Genomic DNA, 20,139 nt, shown 5'->3' on the forward strand with positions numbered 1-20,139 from the left:
TCATTCAAAAACACGAGACTAGAACTCCCAGTCCTCGTCCTCCGTGTTCACGGCCTTACCGATCACGTAGGAGGAACCCGAGCCGGAGAAGAAGTCGTGGTTCTCGTCCGAGTTCGGGGACAGCGCGGAAAGGATCGCCGGGTTCACGTCAGTGACGGAAGCCGGGAACATGGCCTCGTAGCCGAGGTTCATCAAAGCCTTATTGGCGTTGTAGTGCAGGAACTTTTTGACGTCCTCTGCCAGGCCAACGGAATCGTAAAGGTCGTGCGTGTACTGGACTTCGTTTTCGTACAGCTCAAAGAGCAGCTCGAAGGTGTAGTCCTTAATTTCCTGCTTGCGTTCCTCGGAGAGTCCTTCCAGACCCTTCTGGAACTTGTAGCCAATGTAGTAGCCGTGCACGGCTTCATCGCGGATGATCAAACGGATCAAGTCAGCGGTGTTTGTCAGCTTGGCGCGCGAGGACCAGTACATGGGCAAGTAGAAGCCCGAGTAGAACAAGAAGGACTCCAACAGCGTGGAGGCAACCTTGCGCTTGAGCGGGTCATCACCTTGGTAGTAGTCCATCACAATCTGCGCTTTACGCTGCAGGTTCTCGTTCTCAACGGACCAGCGGAACGCCTCGTCAATCTCCTTGGTGGAGCACAAGGTGGAGAAGATCGAGGAGTAGCTCTTCGCGTGCACGGATTCCATAAACGCGATGTTCGTGTAAACGGCTTCCTCGTGCGGGGTGATCGCATCCGGGATCAAAGCCACTGCACCAACCGTGCCCTGGATGGTGTCCAAGAGGGTGAGTCCGGTGAACACACGCATGGTGAGCTTCTGCTCGTCCGGGGTCAGGGTGTTCCACGACTGGATGTCGTTAGAAAGCGGCACTTTCTCCGGCAGCCAGAAGTTGTTGACCAGTCGGTTCCAGACGTCCACGTCCTTGTCGTCCTGGATTTTGTTCCAGTTGATGGCCTCAACGTGGTGAAGCAGCTTTACTTTTTCTGTCATGAGTCCGATTCGCTTTCTGAAGAGTGCCGTGGGGTTGTTGAGTCCTCGACGCAATGCTTGCAGTCGGCTTTCTCTACGCCCTTGTTGGTGTGGTGCCGGGTGTGTGCGCTGCGCTGACTGGACGGCATAGGCCGCCCTTTTCGCACCGCTGACATCTTTGCTCTTGTTTCCTCGCTGGCTGTCTTTCCGAAGTTGGGATTGTTCTGGCCCATCATTCCCTCAGAAAGTGCCTTGCGTTGTTCGTCACTGATCTGCCGTCCGAAGCCAGGATGGTCCGGGCCGAACTTACCGAAATTCGGATTGTCCGTGCCAGAAAATGAACCCTTGCGATCTTCAGCCCATTTCCTGCGTTGTTCTTCAGTGTGTTTCATGCCGTAGAACGGATTCTGCTGACCTGGACGGCTGACGCCTTTTCTCCCGGTGGATCGAATCCGTGCCGCGTCTCGTTGCGCATCCGTCCAGACAACTCCTGTTGGACCAAGTCCGCCTTCGGCAAGATTCAGAAGCCTGTCCCCTTCGCGGCGTAGGTAGCTAATCCAATCCATCTCAGCTTGGCCCAGTTCCGGCAATCCTTCGACCCAATCCAACTCATCGGCGATGACGTCGGCCGGATCTTGTTTCCGGAGCCAATCATAGAAGGGCGTCTTCCGCCCGGAGACCGCTACGCGCAGATGTTGATGGAACCGACGACTGGCCGTCTTGGTGGTTATACCGATGTACCGATATTCGAATTCGCGTCGAAGTCGAATGCCATACACCAGGCCACCCGGCGCCGTCGTCGGTTCCATCACTTTCATCCCCTTGTGAAACTTAACCGATTATGGTTGTTACAACATGCAGGAAACGCAGTTATCCACCTCCGTGCCCTCCAGCGCGAGCTGGCGGAGACGGATGTAGTAGATGGTTTTGATGCCCTTCTTCCAGGCATAAATCTGAGCCTTGTTGATGTCACGCGTGGTGGCAGTGTCCTTGAAGAACAGCGTCAGGGACAGGCCCTGATCTACGTGCTGCGTGGCAGCGGCGTAGGTGTCGATGATCTTCTCGTAACCAATCTCGTAAGCATCCTGGTAGTACTCAAGGTTGTCGTTGGTCAGGTACGGAGCCGGGTAGTAAACGCGGCCCAGCTTGCCTTCCTTACGAATCTCAATCTTGGAAGCCACCGGGTGAATCGAGGAGGTGGAGTTGTTGATGTAGCTGATGGAACCGGTCGGCGGAACGGCCTGCAGGTTCTGGTTGTAAATACCGTGCTCCATCACAGAAGCCTTCAGCTCACGCCAGTCATCCTGGGTAGGGATGTGGATGTTGCCAAAGAGTTCCTTGACGCGCTCCGTAGCCGGAACCCATGCCTGATCTGTGTACTTGTCGAAGAATTCACCCGAGGCGTACTTGGAGTTCTCAAAACCACCGAACTTCTGGCCAGTCTCAATGGAGAGACGGTTTGAAGCGCGCAACGCGTGGAACAGCACGGTGTAAAAGTAGATGTTGGTGAAGTCCAAGCCCTCTTCAGAACCGTAGTGAACACGCTCGCGGGCCAAATAGCCGTGCAAGTTCATCTGGCCCAAACCAATGGCGTGGCTCTGAGCGTTACCCTGTGCCACGGACGGAACCGAGTTGATGTAGGACATGTCAGAGACGGCGCTCAAGGCACGGATGGAGGTCTCAATGGTCTGACCAAAATCCGGTGAATCCATAGCCTTGGCAATGTTCAACGAACCCAGGTTGCAAGAAATGTCCTTGCCCACAGTCTCGTAGCTGAGGTCCTCGCCGTACACGGACGGGGTGGAAACCTGGAGGATCTCCGAGCACAAGTTGCTCATGGTGACCTTGCCGGCAATCGGGTTAGCCCGGTTTACCGTGTCCTCGAACATGATGTACGGGTAACCGGATTCGAACTGGATCTCTGCCAGAGTCTGGAAGAACTCACGGGCGTTGATCTTGGTCTTCTTAATCCGGGAATCATCAACCATCTCGTAGTACTTCTCAGTCACAGAGATGTCAGAGAACGGCACACCGTAGACACGCTCAACGTCATACGGGGAGAACAAGTACATGTCCTCGTTTTTCTTAGCCAGTTCAAAGGTGATGTCCGGAACCACAACACCCAAGGACAGGGTCTTGATACGGATCTTCTCATCAGCGTTCTCACGCTTGGTGTCCAAGAAGCGGTAGATGTCCGGGTGGTGGGCGTGCAAGTACACGGCACCGGCACCCTGACGTGCGCCGAGCTGGTTGGCGTAGGAGAAGCTGTCCTCGAGAAGCTTCATCACGGGGATCACACCGGAGGACTGGTTCTCGATCTGCTTGATCGGTGCACCGTGCTCACGAATGTTCGTCAAGGACAGTGCCACACCGCCGCCGCGCTTGGAGAGCTGCAGAGCCGAATTAATGCCGCGGGCGATCGACTCCATATTGTCTTCCATACGCAGCAGGAAGCAGGAAACCAGCTCGCCGCGCTGTGCCTTACCGGCATTGAGGAAGGTGGGGGTAGCCGGCTGGAAACGGCCGCCAATAATCTCATCAACCAAAGCAGTTGCAAGTTCTTCATTGCCACGAGCCAAGTGCAAGGCAACCATGCACACACGGTCTTCGTAGCGCTCCAAGAAACGCTTGCCATCAAAAGTTTTGAGCGTGTAAGACGTGTAGAACTTGAACGCACCCAAGAAGGTCTCAAAGCGGAACTTCTTTTTGTACGCACGGCTGAACAGACCACGAATGAAGTTCATGGTGTACTGATCCAGCGTTTCGCGCTCGTAGTACTCGTTCTTAACCAAGTATTCGAGCTTCTCTTCCAAGTCATGGAAGAACACCGTGTTGTTGTTAACGTGCTGCAAGAAGTACTGGTGTGCGGCTTCACGGTCAGCCTCGAACTGAATCTTGCCATCGGCACCATAAAGGTTCAGCATGGCGTTCAGCTCGTGGTAACCCAAGCCCTTAAACGCTTCCGGCATGGGCTTTTTGTCCTGGCCCAGGTGCTCGCCAGCAGCAATTGACTTGCCACCCTTGACCTGTGAAGGAGACGCCGCAGCTGAGACCTCCATGCCCGGTGCAGTGGTTTGCACGCCGGATTCTCTTACTTCGGTGTCTGCGACAGTCGTGTCCAAAACATGTCCAATCCTTGATTGACCCGGTCGATGTCTTCCGGAGTCCCCATAAGTTCAAATTTGTAGAGGTGCGGCACTTGGCACTTCTGGGAAATGATTCGCCCAGCCATGCAGTAGTTATCACCAAAATTAGTGTTGCCGGCACTAATCACTCCACGAATCAGTGAACGGTTCTGCTGGTTATTGAGGAACCGAATCACCTGCTTAGGAACCGAACCTTCGCCTCCAGTGCCCCCATACGTGGGCAACACCAGAACAAACGGCTCTTGCGCTAGCAGCGCATCTTCCCTTGTATATAAAGGGATGCGAGCAGCATCCCGGCCCAGCTTGGCCACAAAACGAGCAGTGTTGCCAGAGCTGGATGAAAAGTAAATGAGGTGACTCCCGGTGGTGTTCAGACTCTGGGCCTGAGCACTAGCACCGTCTAGCGTCAGCGATGCCATCGGAGCCACCTCACATACTTAATACTGAAAATACTGAAACTGAAATTAAGCTACAGAGCTAGCGATTACGCTACGGAGCTAGCGGCCTGGCCAGCCAGCTCGGCGATCTTGTCCGGACGGAAACCTGACCAGTGGTCCTGATCGGTGACAACCACGGGAGCCTGCATGTAGCCCAAGGCCTTCAAACGCTCCAAAGCCTCGGCATCCTGAGAGATATCCACGCTCTGGTAGACGATGCCCTTTTTGTCCAAAGCTCGGTATGTTGCGTTGCACTGAACACAAGCCGGCTTCGTGTAAACCGTGACGGTCATGATCGATGTCCCCTTTGTTGACGTCTTTTGTACTGTTTGACCCGGGTGAGAACGGTTGGCCCTCAGGCTGGCCGCTTCCTACCCGAATCCGCCCAAACTAGTTGCTGTACTAGCTGCGGCACCCCCGGTGAGGACTCCCACTCAATCTGTATTTAGATACTACATGTAGTGCAAGGGCCCCGAGCGGACCCCTAGATGATGTATTACAAGTATGTCATTTAATGCACCGGTAGTCCACAGGCAGCGAGGGGTAAATTGTCCGGATTTCTGCAGTTTTTACCCTCGTCATCCACACCCTGTGGAGTAGTTAGACACATTTAAAACTCTGCGTGTCGCCGGCCGCGCGGCGTGTCGCCCACAGCTGTGGAAACTACGACGCCGGGTGGTGACCACTACATGTAGTGGTGGGCAGTAAGGTGGTCACCAGCCCCATCCGAGAGGCAAAGGAATACTTATGGTCAACCCGCTTCATCTGCGCACCTTGCTCGAAGTGACGCGATTGGGCTCGTTTGCGGCAGCAGCAAACCGGCTCGGCTACACAGCCTCCGCCGTCTCGCAGCAAATGTCAGCACTAGAACGTGACTCTGGCGTGGTGCTCTTTGACCGCTCCGCCCGCAGCATTCAAGCCACTGACGCTGCCCTGGTGATGACCCGCCACGCCGTCAAAGTACTAACAGACCTAGACGCCTTACTGGCCGCAGCAGCCAGAACCCAAGCCGCAAGTAATCAAGAACTTCGCCTCGGCCTGTTTCCCTCACTTGCCACCCATATCCTCCCCACGCTGATGCAGGGCCAGCCGTGGCGGGATCTGGGGCTTAGCCTCAAAGTCTCCGTAGCTGAGCCAGCCCAAACCATCCAAGGCCTACGCGAAGGTGGAGAACTCGACGTTGCACTGGTGTACCAGGTAGGCCAATCAGGGCTTGCCTGGCCGCACCGTGTGGACCGGCAATGGATTGGCGACGATCAGTTCCGAGTAGTCCTGCCTGCCTCATGGGGATTTACCGAAGGCGCTCCCGTGGCGGCGCACCATCTCTCTGACACTCCATGGATTATGCACCACCCCGGTACCTCTGACGCCACAGTGATCGAACGGCTTTTTGCCAGCTGCAATCTGCATCCGCGTGTAGTGGCCTACAGCGATGACTTCCAAGCAAGCCTAGAACTCGCTGCGGCAGGCCTAGGCGCAGCACTGGTCCCAGATCTAGCGCTGCGCAAACGCCCAGAGGGTTTAGTGGTTCTGGACGTTCCGGAAATCCGCCTGGCAAGGAACATTTTTGCGCTCCTGATCAATGACAAACAAACAGCGCGAGTCCGGCTGTTTATGGACCTACTGGCTCAAACAATGCAGCTTGAGCCAGCTGCGACAACTACACAGAAGTCCGGCGCCTAAATAATTTGCCCGCCGGTGCAACAACAGCCTTAATGGCCGCCTTGCGGACCTTGTTGTACGGCGGGTAAATCAACTCGAGCGTATCTGGGAACAACGGCTTGTCCAGAACTGACTTGTGGTGTGAGAACGTCCGGATGGAATGCTCCCCGTGATAACCGCCCATTCCGCTATTGCCCACTCCCCCAAAGGGAAGCCCCGGAACCAAAAGATGTGCCGCCGGGATACCAAACACCAAAGCGCCGGAGGACGTTCGCTGCGTAAACGACTTCCGCGTTGAGTCCTGTCCGCTAAAGACATACAAGGCCAACGGTTTTTCGCGCTGGTTGATGAACTCAATTGCCGCATCCTCACTGGCAACTTCAACCAGCGGCAACACCGGGCCAAAAATCTCTTCCTGCATCACTTCAGCATCCCCTGAGGCGCGCACCACGGTGGGTTCAATGTACTTACTCTGCGCATTCTTTGTGCCACCGTGCACCACCTCGCTGCCCGCGATCAGCGCAGACAAACGCTCAAAATGCTGCGCATTAATAATCCGACCATAAGCATCTGCCGCCGCCGGATCTTGGCCCAACTGACGTGCTATCGCATCCACTAACAACGGTTCCAAACGGCGCAATACGGTGGCCGTGCCCAACACATAATCCGGGGCAACACACGTCTGGCCCGCATTCAAGTACTTAGCCCACGCGATTCGACGTGCCGCAATGGCCAAGTCTGCGGATTCGTCCACGTACACGGGCGACTTTCCGCCCAGTTCAAGCGTGACTGGAGTCAAATGCTCTGCCGCAGCACGCATCACAATCTTGGCCACGGCCGGTCCGCCGGTGTAAAAGATGTGGTCAAAACGTTCCTTCAGTAACGCCGTCGTAGTTTCTACAGCGCCCTCCACCACCTGAACCGCATCACCTAAATACTCCGGCACCCAACGCGAGAGAGCTGCGGCCGTGGCCGGTGCGTGTTCGCTGGGCTTAATCACCACCGTGTTTCCCGCTGCGAGCGCACCGGCAGCCGGAGCCAGCGCCAGCTGCAGTGGGTAGTTCCATGGCGAAATAACCAGTACGACGCCGAGGGGCTCGCGTTCGATTCGGGCAGTGGCCGGCTGAAGTGCCAAAGGGACCGACACTTTTTCCGGTTTGAGCCAATCCTCAAGGTGGTCTGCGAGGTGGGTGATTTCCGAGGTGACAAAGCCGGTTTCAGTCAACCACGCTTCGGTGGCTTCCTTGTGCAGATCCTCGTGAAGTGCAGTTGCGAAGTCATCGCTGTGCTCCACCAACATTTTGCGCATGGCTTCAAGCTTTTCAAGCCTCCACGGCAGCGCTCTGCTCACTCCCGAGTTGAAGATGGTCCGGGCTTGGCTTACAACACTGTTCGCAGTCATGTCTCTAAATCTACATTCCTGATCTGGCAATCACATCAGAGAGAAAATGCTCTGGATGCTGGAATGGCTGCGCTGCTAGGTCTATGTTGAAGACATGAGCAAGGTAGCGAGCACCCATTTTGGAGAAGTCGAGCTCAACCACGGCCGGGACCACAATCTCGCCACGGTTCATCAGCTGTCCGGGAAGCCGGTGGAACTTGATCTGAGCATCAAGGCGCACGACCACTTTGACGAAGCAGGTATGCACAAAGTGGATTACCGCTTACGCTTCCTGCCCGAGCTCGTTGACGAGGTGCGCGAAATGATCGCTACCGAGCTTGAAGAAGAAGGCACAGCGCCCCGCCAGTACCGGGACTTTCACTGTTGTGAACTGGCGCCAGCGAAACTTCAAGAGATTTTTGGGGTTGAAGACACCAAAGACCTCACCAATAAAGTTTTCCTCAATGCCCTCAAGCTGGGGCATGTGGGGATTTTCCCAGGCGATCCTGAACGGTACTTTGTTCTGGACTTTACGCTGGGGAGTCACTTTACTGATGAGGTCCTTGTGGCCTCCGCCGATCAGGACGGCGTGGTTGACGACGAGATTGAGTGGACGTCCTAGACTGCTGGATCCAGCAATGAAGCACGAACCTGCTGAGCTGCCTTGACCAAGTTCCGCAAGGAGTCCTCTGTCTCGGCGTAGCCGCGGGTTTTCAGTCCACAGTCAGGGTTGACCCACAGTTGGCGTGAAGGAACATGTTTGACTGCTGTTTCCAGCAGCTCGGTTACTTCCGCTTCGCTGGGAACACGCGGTGAGTGAATGTCGTACACACCCGGGCCCACACCACGACCAAAGCCGTGATCTTCTAGGTCATGCACAACTTCCATCCGCGAGCGCGCAGCTTCAATGGAGGTTACGTCGGCGTCGAGCCCGTCGATGGCGTCAATGATGGCACCAAATTCTGAGTAGCACAGGTGCGTGTGGATCGATGTGGCATCTTGTGCACCTGCAGTGGACAGGCGGAAAGAATTCACTGACCAGTCAAGGTAGGCGGCCTGATCTGCACGGCGCAACGGCAGGAGTTCGCGCAGGGCTGGCTCGTCAACTTGGATGACCTTGATGCCTGCAGCTTCCAGGTCCGTGATCTCATCCCGCAGTGCCAAAGCAACTTGGTTGGCGGTCTCCCCTAGCGGCTGATCGTCACGGACGAAGGACCACGCGAGGATGGTCACCGGTCCGGTGAGCATTCCCTTGACGGGCTTATTGGTCAATGACTGTGCGTAGCTGGCCCATTCAACGGTGATCGGTGCCGAACGGGTAACATCACCCCACAAGATGGAGGGACGTGTGCACCGTGAACCGTAGGACTGCACCCAGCCGTGGACTGTGACGTCAAAGCCTTCAAGGTTCTCGGCGAAGTACTGGACCATGTCATTGCGCTCGGGTTCGCCATGGACCAAAACGTCAAAATCAAGCTCTTCCTGCAGGTCGATGACGCGTTTGATCTCTTGCTTCATCAGCTGCGTGTACTGCTCATTGTTCAACTCACCCTTGTTGTTCCGGGCCCGGGCGGAGCGGATCTCACTAGTCTGCGGGAAAGATCCAATGGTGGTGGTGGGCAGTGCCGGCAAATTGAGCGCCTCGGCCTGAGCGCTTTCCCGTTGCGCATAAGCGGAGCGGTTGAAGTCCTTTGCGCTCAACTGTCCAATACGGTCCCGCACCTCGGCGCGGCGGACACCGGTAGCTTGGGCGCGGGCCGCGATGGTGGCGGTAGCTGCGTCAATGGCTGGCTGAACGCTTTCTGGGTTTTGTCCCAGTAGCCCCGCAAGGGTGAGGACTTCAGTGGCTTTCTGATCCGCGAATGCCAACCAGCTGCGTAGTTCGGCGGAGAGCTGTTGCTCTTCTTCAACATCGTGTGGGACGTGTTGAGTTGAGGTCGAGGTGCTCACGGCGAGGTTCTTGACTGCCGACTTAAGCGCTGTGATCTTGTCAGCAGAAGCCCGCAGATCATTGATCCAGATGTTGTGACCGTCCACCACGCCGGCAACAAGGGTTTTCTCCCCTAGGGCCGCAAGTGCCGCCTCTGAAGGAACAGCTCCCTTGAATACATCCACGTGAAGCGCGTCAATGTTTGTAGCTGCCAGCGTTCCCAAGTACGTATCCAGTGATCCGTAGGGGCTGGAGACCAACAGTTGAGGGCGCTGGGCTGTGTTGGCCAGAACTTCGTAGGCGCGGGCCACTGCTGCCTGAATTTCCGCTTCGCTCACGTCCTGATCAGCAACCAGTGCAGGTTCATCCAGCTGCACCCAGCTGGCGCCAGCTTCAGCCAATTTGGCCAAAAGCTGTGCGTAGACCGGAAGAACATCCTCGAGCCGGGACAAGGGGTTAAAACCGGCCGGTGCGTCATCGCTGGCCTTGCTGAGCAGCAAAAACGTTACCGGTCCTACCAAGTACGGCCGGGTTTCAATTCCCTCGCCCAAAAGGTGAGCGAACTGTTCCACAAGGCGCGTCGAAGTCAGGGAAAAGTTGGTCTCTGGCCCAATCTCCGGAACCAAGTAGTGGTAGTTAGTGTCGAACCACTTAGTCATTTCAAGCGGCTGCTGCTCTTCCGTGCCCCGGGCCAGCGTGAAGTAACCGTTAATGTCCAGCTGACCATCGGCGTCGAGAAGTTCACCAAAACGGGCCGGGATGGCGCCCAGGTGAGTGGCGGCGTCGAGCACTTGGTCGTAGAAGGAGAAGGTGCCCGGAACTGCGGCCGGTTCCACCAAACCCAGCTCTTGCAGCCGGCGGGCTGAACCGAGCTGGATGTCCTTGGACACCGCATCGAGTGCGCTGGCATCGATGCGGCCAGCCCAATAAGACTCGATGGCCTTTTTGAGTTCGCGGCGGCGGCCAATACGGGGGTAGCCCAAAAGAGAAGCGGAAGGGAAAGCTGTGAAAGTCATGATGTGTCCTGACGTGGTCTAAAAAGTGCACAACAAAGGTGCAGAGCAAGAAAAGTGAAAAGAGAACTAACGGGGCAAAAAGCCAGTTAGGAAACGAGCTCCGGAGCAGGCCGGACTGCGGCACGGTTGGGGCGTGGGAGATCAAGACGATCCAGGACGTCCAGGGCGTGCCGATGCTCATTGAAGGTGTAAAGGTGGATGCCAGGGGCTCCTGCATCCAAGGCAGCATTGGCCAAGTCGACGGTGGCTTGAATGCCAATCCGTACTTGTTCAGCCTCGCCGCTGGCGGACGCCAATTGGTCCATTAAGTGCGCCGAAGGCGCAACTCCGCTCAGTTCGCCGAGCCGGTTGAGCCGGCGAACACTCGTCATGGGCATAACGCCCGGAATGATCGGGATGGTCACCCCTGCCCGGCGGGCACGGTGGAGCAACCCAGCATATTGATCGGCATGGAAGAACACTTGAGTGATAGCAAAGTCAGCACCCGAGCGTTGCTTTGCCAAGAGCACTTCAATGTCGTGTTCTTCACTGGGTGATTCAGGGTGACGTGTGGGGTATGCGGCCACCCCAACCGCCACTTTGCCGGCGCACAGTAGAGCTGAGCGGCGCTGTTCTACTCGGCGAATCAGATCAATCAGATCCTGGGCGTACCGCAAAGCCCCGGCAGGGGACGGTTGGGCGTCCTTTGGTTTGTCGCCGCGCAGGGCCAAAATCCCACGCACACCGATGTCTAGGAGTTCGCCGATCACCAGCGCCAACTCATGAGGTGTATTGCCCACACAGGTCAGATGAGCCAAAGGGCGCAGCGTTGTTTCGCTTTGCAAACGGCTAATCAGTTCAATCGCCGTGCCCTTATTGGAACCGCTAGCACCATAGGTTACTGAAACATAGTCCGGGGACGTGGTCTCTAGTTCTTTGATGGTGGTCCACAAAGATTCGGCAGCCCGCGGAGTGCGCGGCGGAAAAAGCTCGTAAGAAAGTGCTACGGGCGTTGTAGGGGTCAGAGATGGATGTTGTTCAATCACACTTGGTGGAGACATTTGCGTCCTTGGCTGTTGCTTATCAGCTGGCCGCTTGAGCTATGGGGTTTGTTCTTTGTGACCCGGCTGGCCACAAAACAAATCACTCAAGCTGACGACTGCGCTGAAAACGATTATGAGGAAACACGTGAACAAGCCCAACCCAGCGCAGAAGCTTCCATACGCTGGTACTAAAGGTGTTCCGTGTGCAAATGTCAGGCCCACATGGGGGCACCCACACCCTCTCTCAGAGGATCGCTGACACGTTACCGCGGTAACTTGTTTACGACTCTAGGTGCCAAGAGACGGTCCGCGCAACACGGTGACCGAATTAAGACGCCTTTTTACACGACATCCGCCGATGCTAGACAAATTTTCTTCGAGTCATTCCGGCTTTATGCCATTTTGATGCAGGGGATGCTTACCAGGGCTTGTCCGTATACGGCACGGACGGCGATTGTTGGAAGTACTCATCATCTTGCTGTCCGTTGGAACGCTGACGCATTGAGTCCTCGTTTTGTTGCTTAAGCTGATCAAGCTTCTTTTCCTGCGGCGTTTGCGGCGGGGCGCTCCCCTCAGCCGGTGGAGAGCCGGGCGCATCCCTTGAGGATCCTGCCTCGCCATCCTTTTCCTTCTGCTCGATGCGCTTCTTCCCCTCCTGCAATTTGTCCCCTTCACCGTTCTGGTTACCCTCAGACTTGGCCTGGAAACATTGCGCCGGGGCTGCTTTGATCACTGCGAGCGCCTGGTCATAAAGCGTTTTGGAAGCGGGCACGTCTTTGGCAGCAACTCTTTGATCTGCGAGCTGTTCAATGCTCAGCACTAGGTTGACGCTGACCATACATTTCTCTGATTCTGGGGCTTGCCGCAACGACTCTTCAAAGTACGCGCGGGCCGCCGTGAAGTCTTTGCGGACCACCTTGGCCGTACCCATGGTGAACGGAGCCCGGAACGGTTCAATGACGTTCACAATGCCCATCTTTTGCCCATCACGTTCTACTTGTTCCGCGTTGCCGACCGCGTAGGCACTTTTTGCGTCTTGGGCAAGGAACCCGACGCTCAGAAATTTCACGCCCACTAAGAGGAGCAGCAAAACAATTGGCGCAGACCAGAGCAGAAGTCGACTACGTAGACCCGCAGTAGAACGCGAAGGCACCGATTTTAGGCTCATAGGGTTTTCCTCTCAGGTGCGCTACCCAAGGCCTTGCGCAACCGCTGCCCAGACCGGGTCAAGGACCATACGTAGGCCAAGCCCAAAAGTGCGGCAAGGCCTGCCGGGATCCAGTAGAGCTCCGCACGCCCCCGGAGCCCGGAATCGCTGCTACCCGAGTCACCCGTAGCGTGTGTGCCAGCTAGCGCCTGACTCACTGGGTCCCCTGCTGAACGGTGAACATAAGGAACACCCAAGTCGCTTGCAATGGACTTGAGCTTGGCAGGATCTATTTTGGAGACTGCGTCCCCGGGAGTGTCTCCGCTGAGATCTTTGATGTAACGCTGAGGGGGCGAGGAATCGTAGGAGAGATACTGTTTCATCCGCCCTCCCTGCTCCGTGCCATAACCCAGCACTGCCCCACCTTGGACCAGCGCCTGATCTACCTTCATAGGGCCAGCCTTGCCGGTGCTAGTCTGCTCACCGTCGCCCAAATAAAAGACCACGTTGGCGCGTTCCGGGTGTTGTTCATGAGCTTTCTTGAGCCGCTCAGAAAGCAGCTCGCTGGCCACCGTCACGGAAGTTCCCTTCGCGAACAAAGAGTCCTGCGGGGAAAGAAGTTCAACGCTCGTTTCCAAGGCTGCACCGTCAACGGTCAGCGGCAGTTTGAGCCGCGCCCTCGAATCAAAGGTAATCATGGAGTACCGGGCACCAGATAGTTGCTCGGCAATGCCCAGGATGTCCTTCTGAATCCCCTCAAGGCGAGGCTTGGCGCCGTCGTAATCTTCAGCGGCAACACTGCTGGTGGTATCAACCACAAAAAACACGTTGAGATCATTTGTCTGTGCTTGCTGACCGGCGCCTGGAAGCCCTGGCCGGGCGGCAGCTAGGGCTAGCAACAGGACGGTGAGGACTCCTGAACCAACATGGAGCAGCTGACTTCTGCGCTCGCCGTGATCCGTAGCCGAACGTTTCCAGCCGCCAAGTCCTGCCAAAACTGCCAAGCACAGCAAAACAAGTGTGCCAGCGGTGAGCAGCCACCCAGGAACCAGTGGGATAAACGTCATCGTCGTAACCTCCACTGCGCCACCAGCAACAGACTAAGACCCAGGAATGCAATGCCCAATGGCCACTGAGGGTGATCGGTGGTGATGACCTGCGGGGAGCCTTGAATCTTTGTTTTTTCCGTAGCTTGGATGCCTGTCACAATGCCGTTGACGGCGCTGGCGCGCTCCAGCGGGAAGTATCCGCCTCCCGTGAGTTCAGAGATTCGTTTCAATTCGGCAGCTGCGCTCTCCCGGCGTGCTGACACTGTAATGTCTGCTGGATTTAGCCCGTACACACGGATGCCTTTTTGCCGGGCCAAGTCTCCGGCTTCCTGTAAGGAAACCAGTGGTTGCCCGGAGAGGAGATTGTCCGTGGCCAAGATGATGGAGCGGGAGCGTTTTTCTTCGTCCAGTTTGGGGAAGCTCTGCACACATGAAGCCAAACCGTCCCCGATCAAAGACGAACCCTCGCCCTCCCACGTCCCGTCAAAAAAGTTAAAGGTACCCTTTTTGCCGTTGAATGCGTCTTGAGCTTCACCCAGTTGCTCTTCGATGAAGTCGTAGTCATCGGTCAAGGGGAACACTTGCACCGAGGAACTATCAAAAATGACCAAGCCAATGCGCTCGCCATCAAATTTGCGGGACAAGTCTTGGAAAACGGAGACGATCGTGGCATCTGCCCGGCTCATGGAGCCCGAAGAATCTAGGCACAGCATCACATCGCGGTTGTTTTGCTCTGGGCGGGTTGTGCTTTTCTCTGCAGGTCGGGCTGCAGCAAATACAGTGCCACCAAGCATCAGCAAGGCACCAACTATCGCCACGATGAACCATGTTCGTTGAGCCCTCAGTGCTGCTTGGTACGCCGGTAGCCGGCTGAGCCTGTCGCCATGGGCTACTAGGGTGGGAGAGCTTTGTCCCTTCCGTGCACCGGCCACCACCACAACGGCAATCAGGCCGAGCAGTCCTAAAACGGGGATCCACCAATAGGTCAGTTCCATCCCCAAATCACCTGCCTAAAAGCCTGTGCGGAGCTTTCAACTTCTCCGCGCCCGTGCACACCAAACTCGGCCGGGTACACCAATGCGACAGCATCGGCCACCGCCGCGGGGACTGCTGAACGCAATTCCTGCAAAGTCATGCGGGGCGCATCCACGCCGGTAACTTCGTGGACAAAGGAACGCAACAACAAACTTAGCCGTTGGTGCGCTTCACGCTCGGATATCTTGCCACCGCGGGCCAACGCCTCAACCTCATCAATTTTTTGCAGATAGGCGTTCTGCACGGATACCGGTGCCGGTGGAATCGCTGGCACAGTCGCCCGGCCAGACTTTTTGCGCGTCAACCAAAACACCCACAAGATCCAAAGAATCACCACACCAAGCGCGCAAAGGCCCAGAAGCGTCCACCATTGCGCGTACAGCTGTGGCGGGTAGAAATCGCCACTATTGTTTTGCACGCCGGTGCCTTTCCAAAAGATCAAAAATGGCGCGCATAACGTCGCCACTGCCACCAACCCTGCCCTCAACAACGCCAACACGGCGTAGAAGAGCTTTTCGCTCAGCATCACGGACCGCCACGTGCTCGCGGTACTGGGCAGCGATAGTCTCCCGCCTGCTGAGGCGAGTCAAAAGCGGCCGCCCCTGTCCGACGTCGTGCACGTCACCACTGGTTGCACGGGCGGCTCCGGTGGTTGAAGCGCTATCGATAAGCTCGGCGTCTTCAAGCGTGAGCCACAAGATCTCGTGTTGTGCCGCTAGGCGGCGCAACACTTGCTCCAACCCCGGCGTTGCTTCAAGTTCGTCAGCCACCACAAAAATCAAGTGCCGCTGACGGAAGCTGCGCGCAATGTAACGCAGCTGGTCTTCGATGTTGCTGGGGGCGGAGTCTGCGCTAGTGTGCCGGTGCACTGTACGTAAAAGGAGTTCGAGGTGCCCCTCACTCCCCCTCGCAGGCACGGCTCGGGTCTGGACTGAATCACCGCACACTAACGCCACGGTGTCCGAGTGGCGCACCGCCAGGTAACCCACCACGCCCAGCGCCATCACGGCCACGTCTCGCTTGAGTTCCCCGCCGCGAGACAGCGCAGCCATGTTGGTTCCAGTGTCAGTTACCAACAGGACGTTTTGTTTCCGGACTGCAACGTAGCGTTTGATCAGTGGCGAACCGTGGCGTGCCGTGGCTTTCCAATCGATGTCCCGGACTTCGTCGCCGGCAATATAGGCTCGCAGATCGTCAAAGTCTAGGCTCCGGCCTTTAAAGACCGAACCGTACTCGCCGTCCAGTAATCCCTTGGCCCTGCGGTGCGCGAAGATAAACATCTTCGACTTAACCTTTTGCAGCAGGCTCTCCATAACAGGGGTTAAGGAATCTGGACGGAGGCCAAAATAGCGTCGATCACCGTCTCCACTGGGACTTGTTCAGCAACCGCCTCGAAGCCCAAGATGATTCGGTGGCGTAGCACTCGGTGGGCCAAGGACTTGATGTCTTCAGGGATCACGTGGTCGCGGCCATGAAGCAACGCCAAGGCCCGTGCTGCCTGGCTAAAGGCGATGCTGGCGCGTGGGCTGGCGCCGAATTCAATGTAGCCAGCCAGTTTGGGATCAATGTATTGCTCAGCATGGCGGGTGACGTAAACAATTCCCACAATGTAGCGAATAATCGCTGGGTCAATGTAGATCCGCCGCACAATATCTTGGACTTCTTTGATGGCGTCCAAAGATGCTGCTGCAGCTGGTTTCTGCTCTGCCGTGAACACACCTGTATCAATACGCCGGATCACTTCCGCTTCTTCGGCAGGTGTGGGGTAATCCAAGACATCTTTGAGCATAAACCTGTCCATCTGTGCTTCCGGCAGCAGGTAGGTGCCTTCTTGCTCAATGGGATTCTGCGTGGCCAGCACCAAGAACGGTGAAGGCAAGGGGTAGATTTCACCGCCGATGGAAGTTTGACGCTCTTGCATGGCTTCAAGCATGGCGCTTTGGGTTTTCGCGCTGGACCGGTTGATTTCGTCAAGGAGCACAATATTGGCGTGAACCGGGCCTAGCTGGGTGACAAAAATGCCCTTGGCCGCATCGTAGATTTGGGTACCAACAATGTCGCTTGGCAACAAGTCTGGAGTGCATTGAATCCTGCGGAACTCTGCGCTGACCGCCTCGGCTACCGTTTGGGCGGCAGTGGTTTTCGCCAAGCCGGGAACACTCTCCAAAAGAATGTGCCCACCGGTCAGCAAACCCACCAGCAAGGTTTCGCGGAGCCGATTCTGCCCCACCACTTTGGCCTCGAAGCTGCGAGAGATGCTTTGCACCACTTGCTGTCCCCGGGCAAGTTCGCTCGCGTCAATGGTGTTGATGGCCGGATTCTGCAGCACTCGATATTCCCTCGGTAGGCTTCAGTGAATTGCGTAGGTTCGCCATCCTATCCAAGCTAACGCAGCAACCCGCCGCAATGGGCACAGCTACCCATGTGGAAAACCCGGGCGAAACGGCCGGGTGTCCGCACCTAGTTTTGGAGCAACAAGCGCTGAGCTTTGGGAGCCAAAACGTGTTCCAACACTAGGCAGGCTGCGCCTACGGCACCAACGTCTTCGCCCACACCGGAGCTGGCGATCTCAATCTCGTGAATGTCGCGGGTAGAGCTGGAGGTGTTAACCAACTCCGGCAACCGGTCAAGGTAGTACGGTGCCAAGCGTGACCAGAAGGGGCCGCCAAAAACGGCCCGTTCTACGTCTAAAACATTGGTGATTGCCGAGACCGCCCGGGAAATCAACACGGCAGACCTATCAATGATGGCTAGCGCCTCATCGTTACCTTCATCGGCCAAGTCTAGGAGGGCAGCGAAACGCTCTTGCAAGCAGGTCCCACTGCCAATGCTCTCATCCTGACGTGCGTCCGGAACTAGGCCGGCGGCAACTGCAGCAGCCACCATAACCGGGGGAATGCAGGCAACTTTGACGCAACCTCGTAGCCCACAATCACATTCGGCGCCTTCCGGGTCCACCATAATGTGGCCCATTTCGCCGGCGTTGCCTGAAATGCCACGCACCACTTCATCTTCGAGAACTATCGAGCAGCCAATGCCGGTTCCGATGTAAAAGAAAACAAAGCTTCCGGTGCCGGTATCGCCACCAGCCCAGGTTTCGGCCACGGCAGCGCCAGTGACGTCCTTGTCCAAGATGGTTTCCATACCGGTGGCCTTGGCCACGGCATCACGCAGAGCTACCCGGTTCCAGCCGTCAAGAAGCGGCGGGTCCACTACCGTTCCCTGATCACGATCAATCGGTCCGGGTGCGGAGACGCCCAAGCCAGCGATGCTTTCCGCGTTAACCCCAGAGTCGCTGACAAGTTTGGTGACTGCAGCGGCAAGTGAGTCGACGACGGCCCTCGGGCCACCGGCGTCGGGCGTTCCGAAACTCTCCTGTTGAACCACGTTCCCCACCAAATCAAGCAAAACGCAAGTGGTGACGGCCGGATCCAGGTGGACGCCCACTGCATACATTCCCGCCGGGTTCAGCCGCAGAATGGTGCGTGGTTTACCCGGCCCGTTGCCGTACTTACCAGCCTCCACAATGAGGCCTTGATCCAGCAAACGACGCGAGATATTGGAGATGGTTTGCGGCGAAAGCCCCACGATCTGAGCGAGTTCAACTCGGCTAAGGCCACTCGTGGAACGGCGGATGGCGTCCAGAATGACAGTCAGGTTGAAGTCACCCATCTTGGGCAGGTTAGTACCGCGTCGTGGTGCTGGCGGGCGGAGCTCAGACAATGCTTCCCCTTGAATCCTTGGATTTTGGCTGGTGACTGAATAGTACCGTTATGCATTTGAACTTTGTGGACCAAACCCGGTACATGGCCATCAGTTCTCCTTATGTGAACGTTGGCGAGAAACCGTAACCGTAAATTTGTTGTTCCGGCCAACCACTCGTGTGGCGCCTATTTTGCGCTCAAGTTCCTTAACAGGCTCTTCGCAGTTGAGGGTGTAGTCGAGGGTCGGCGGCTGGTTCGTGGATAGACGTCGAGGTCTTCCAGGATGGAAGTTCTCACACTGCCCATCTGCCGGAAGACCTCGACTTGCACCACCCTACGTTCGCGACCCCTGACCTCACCACGTTCTGCCGTCTCGATGAGCTCGGCCTCGAAGCCATCGGCCAGTTGATCGAGCCCGACCGGGCGGTACTCGAGTGCCGCGTCGTTGACGATGACCCGTGGTGTCGGAAGTGCGGCGCCGAGGGCGTGCCGCGCGACACCGTGACGCGTCCGCTCGCGCACGAGCCGTTCGGGCACCGGCCCACGACGCTGCTGGTGCGGGTGCGCCGCTACCGGTGCGGCCACTGCCGCCGCACCTGGCGGCAGGACACGACGAACGCGGCGGCGCCGCGGGCGAAGATCTCCCGCGGCGGGGTCGGGTGGGCGCTGAAGGCGATCGTGGTCGACCACCTCACCGTCTCCCGCGCCGCGGCAGGCCTGGGTGTGTCGTGGCACACCGCGAACACCGCGATCCTCGCCGAGGGCAAGCGGCGGCTGATCGACGATCCGGCCAGGTTCGACGGCGTCACCACGATCGGCGTCGACGAGCACGTCTGGCGTCACACCCGGTTCGGTGACAAGTACGTGACCGTGATCATCGACCTCACGCCCGCCCGCAACAAGACAGGTCCCGCACGGCTGCTGGACATGGTCGAGGGTCGGTCGAAGGCGGTGTTCAAGCAGTGGCTCGCCGCCCGGCCCAAGGAGTGGTCGAAGCAGATCGAAGTGGTCGCGATGGATGGGTTCAGTGGGTTCAAGACCGCCGCGTCCGAGGAACTCCCCGACGCGGTCCCGGTGATGGATCCGTTCCATGTCGTCCGGCTCGCCGGTGACGCCCTGGACCGGACCCGGCAGAGGGTTCAGCAGGACACTCTCGGGCACCGCGGTCACGCCGGGGACCCGCTCTACGGGGTCCGCCGCACCCTCCACACCGGCGTGAGCTTCCTCACCGAGAAGCAGACCGCACGGCTGGACGCGGTGTTCGCGGTCGAGGAGCACGTCGAGGTCGAAGCGACCTGGGGCATCTACCAGCGCATCGTCGCCGCCTACCGCGAACCCGACAAGAAGAAGGCGAAGGAGATGATGCGGTCGGTGATCGATTCCGTCAGCAGCGGCGTCCCCGCGATGCTGGCCGAGATTCGCCGGCTCGGTCGGACGTTGAAGCAGCGCGCCGCGGACGTCCTCGCGTTCTTCGACCTGCCCGGCACGAGCAACGGTCCGACAGAGGCGATCAACGGCCGACTCGAGCACCTCCGCGGCTCCGCGCTCGGCTTCCGCAACCTCGCGAACTACACAGCCAGGAGCCTGCTCGAGGCCGGAGGTTTCAGACCCTCGCTACACCCTTGATTCCGAAGAGCC

At 57.4% G+C, this 20,139-nt stretch carries 18 protein-coding genes; 3 read left to right on the forward strand and 15 right to left on the reverse strand.

Annotated elements, in window-relative coordinates; translation table 11 throughout:
• Positions 1–18: 18 nt before the first annotated feature.
• The 5 genes from nrdF to nrdH all read right to left on the reverse strand — a co-directional run bounded on the left by nrdF (position 19) and on the right by nrdH (position 4,848).
• Positions 19–993, reverse strand: coding sequence for a class 1b ribonucleoside-diphosphate reductase subunit beta (gene nrdF / locus ACQQCD_RS04810; protein WP_430267263.1), 975 nt, complete (start codon positions 991–993; stop codon positions 19–21).
• Positions 990–1,781, reverse strand: a complete 792-nt coding sequence (locus ACQQCD_RS04815) for an NUMOD3 domain-containing DNA-binding protein (RefSeq protein WP_430267297.1) — start codon at positions 1,779–1,781, stop codon at positions 990–992. Before ACQQCD_RS04815 ends, nrdF begins: the two co-directional genes overlap by 4 nt.
• 39 nt (positions 1,782–1,820) lie before the next feature.
• Positions 1,821–3,941 (reverse strand): class 1b ribonucleoside-diphosphate reductase subunit alpha, encoded by a 2,121-nt coding sequence (gene nrdE / locus ACQQCD_RS04820; RefSeq protein ID WP_430267298.1) that lies wholly within the window; start codon positions 3,939–3,941, stop codon positions 1,821–1,823.
• Between the two features lie 122 nt (positions 3,942–4,063).
• On the reverse strand, positions 4,064–4,537 hold the full coding sequence (gene nrdI / locus ACQQCD_RS04825) for a class Ib ribonucleoside-diphosphate reductase assembly flavoprotein NrdI (protein WP_430267264.1): 474 nt from the start codon (positions 4,535–4,537) through the stop codon (positions 4,064–4,066).
• A gap of 65 nt (positions 4,538–4,602) precedes the next feature.
• A complete protein-coding gene (nrdH, locus tag ACQQCD_RS04830) occupies positions 4,603–4,848 on the reverse strand; it encodes a glutaredoxin-like protein NrdH (protein ID WP_430267265.1) in 246 nt (81 codons plus the stop codon).
• A 454-nt stretch (positions 4,849–5,302) separates the two neighbouring features.
• Here nrdH and ACQQCD_RS04835 point away from each other — a divergent pair, with 454 nt between their 5' ends.
• Positions 5,303–6,238 (forward strand): LysR family transcriptional regulator, encoded by a 936-nt coding sequence (locus ACQQCD_RS04835; protein ID WP_430267266.1) that lies wholly within the window; start codon positions 5,303–5,305, stop codon positions 6,236–6,238.
• Here the strand turns inward: ACQQCD_RS04835 and ACQQCD_RS04840 are convergent.
• Positions 6,216–7,619, reverse strand: a complete 1,404-nt coding sequence (locus tag ACQQCD_RS04840) for an aldehyde dehydrogenase family protein (RefSeq protein WP_430267267.1) — start codon at positions 7,617–7,619, stop codon at positions 6,216–6,218. The two genes, ACQQCD_RS04835 and ACQQCD_RS04840, sit on opposite strands and share 23 nt — an antisense overlap.
• Before the next feature lie 94 nt (positions 7,620–7,713).
• On the opposite strand from ACQQCD_RS04840, the gene ACQQCD_RS04845 reads away from it, so the two are divergent.
• Positions 7,714–8,220: a DUF2004 domain-containing protein gene (locus ACQQCD_RS04845; RefSeq protein WP_430267268.1), complete on the forward strand. Its 507-nt coding sequence runs from the start codon at positions 7,714–7,716 to the stop codon at positions 8,218–8,220.
• Here ACQQCD_RS04845 and metE read toward each other — a convergent pair.
• From metE to ACQQCD_RS04890, 9 genes are all read right to left on the reverse strand, one after another.
• On the reverse strand, positions 8,217–10,544 hold the full coding sequence (metE, locus tag ACQQCD_RS04850) for a 5-methyltetrahydropteroyltriglutamate--homocysteine S-methyltransferase (protein WP_430267269.1): 2,328 nt from the start codon (positions 10,542–10,544) through the stop codon (positions 8,217–8,219). The genes ACQQCD_RS04845 and metE overlap by 4 nt on opposite strands.
• An 86-nt stretch (positions 10,545–10,630) precedes the next feature.
• A complete protein-coding gene (locus ACQQCD_RS04855) occupies positions 10,631–11,584 on the reverse strand; it encodes a methylenetetrahydrofolate reductase (protein WP_430267270.1) in 954 nt (317 codons plus the stop codon).
• A 400-nt stretch (positions 11,585–11,984) separates the two neighbouring features.
• Positions 11,985–12,734, reverse strand: coding sequence for a hypothetical protein (locus ACQQCD_RS04860; protein ID WP_430267271.1), 750 nt, complete (start codon positions 12,732–12,734; stop codon positions 11,985–11,987).
• Positions 12,731–13,780 carry a VWA domain-containing protein gene (locus ACQQCD_RS04865; RefSeq protein WP_430267272.1) on the reverse strand — a complete coding sequence of 350 codons (1,050 nt, stop codon included), beginning with the start codon at positions 13,778–13,780 and terminating at the stop codon, positions 12,731–12,733. Before ACQQCD_RS04865 ends, ACQQCD_RS04860 begins: the two co-directional genes overlap by 4 nt.
• Positions 13,777–14,757, reverse strand: coding sequence for a vWA domain-containing protein (locus tag ACQQCD_RS04870; protein WP_430267273.1), 981 nt, complete (start codon positions 14,755–14,757; stop codon positions 13,777–13,779). Before ACQQCD_RS04870 ends, ACQQCD_RS04865 begins: the two co-directional genes overlap by 4 nt.
• The gene (locus tag ACQQCD_RS04875) at positions 14,748–15,215 is read right to left on the reverse strand and encodes a hypothetical protein (RefSeq protein ID WP_430267274.1); all 468 of its coding nucleotides are present in this window, start codon (positions 15,213–15,215) and stop codon (positions 14,748–14,750) included. Before ACQQCD_RS04875 ends, ACQQCD_RS04870 begins: the two co-directional genes overlap by 10 nt.
• Positions 15,202–16,110, reverse strand: coding sequence for a DUF58 domain-containing protein (locus tag ACQQCD_RS04880; RefSeq protein ID WP_430267275.1), 909 nt, complete (start codon positions 16,108–16,110; stop codon positions 15,202–15,204). Before ACQQCD_RS04880 ends, ACQQCD_RS04875 begins: the two co-directional genes overlap by 14 nt.
• Before the next feature lie 8 nt (positions 16,111–16,118).
• The gene (locus ACQQCD_RS04885) at positions 16,119–17,126 is read right to left on the reverse strand and encodes an AAA family ATPase (protein ID WP_430267276.1); all 1,008 of its coding nucleotides are present in this window, start codon (positions 17,124–17,126) and stop codon (positions 16,119–16,121) included.
• Between the two features lie 131 nt (positions 17,127–17,257).
• Complete coding sequence (locus ACQQCD_RS04890; RefSeq protein WP_430267277.1) at positions 17,258–18,520, reverse strand: ROK family transcriptional regulator; 1,263 nt, start codon at positions 18,518–18,520, stop codon at positions 17,258–17,260.
• A 305-nt stretch (positions 18,521–18,825) separates the two neighbouring features.
• Between ACQQCD_RS04890 and ACQQCD_RS04895 the strand changes: the two genes are divergently transcribed.
• Positions 18,826–20,127 (forward strand): ISL3 family transposase, encoded by a 1,302-nt coding sequence (locus ACQQCD_RS04895; protein WP_364275828.1) that lies wholly within the window; start codon positions 18,826–18,828, stop codon positions 20,125–20,127.
• The last annotated feature ends 12 nt before the right edge of the window (positions 20,128–20,139 follow it).

This window comes from Pseudarthrobacter sp. J1763, assembly GCF_050490295.1.
Classification (GTDB): domain Bacteria; phylum Actinomycetota; class Actinomycetes; order Actinomycetales; family Micrococcaceae; genus JBNPEO01.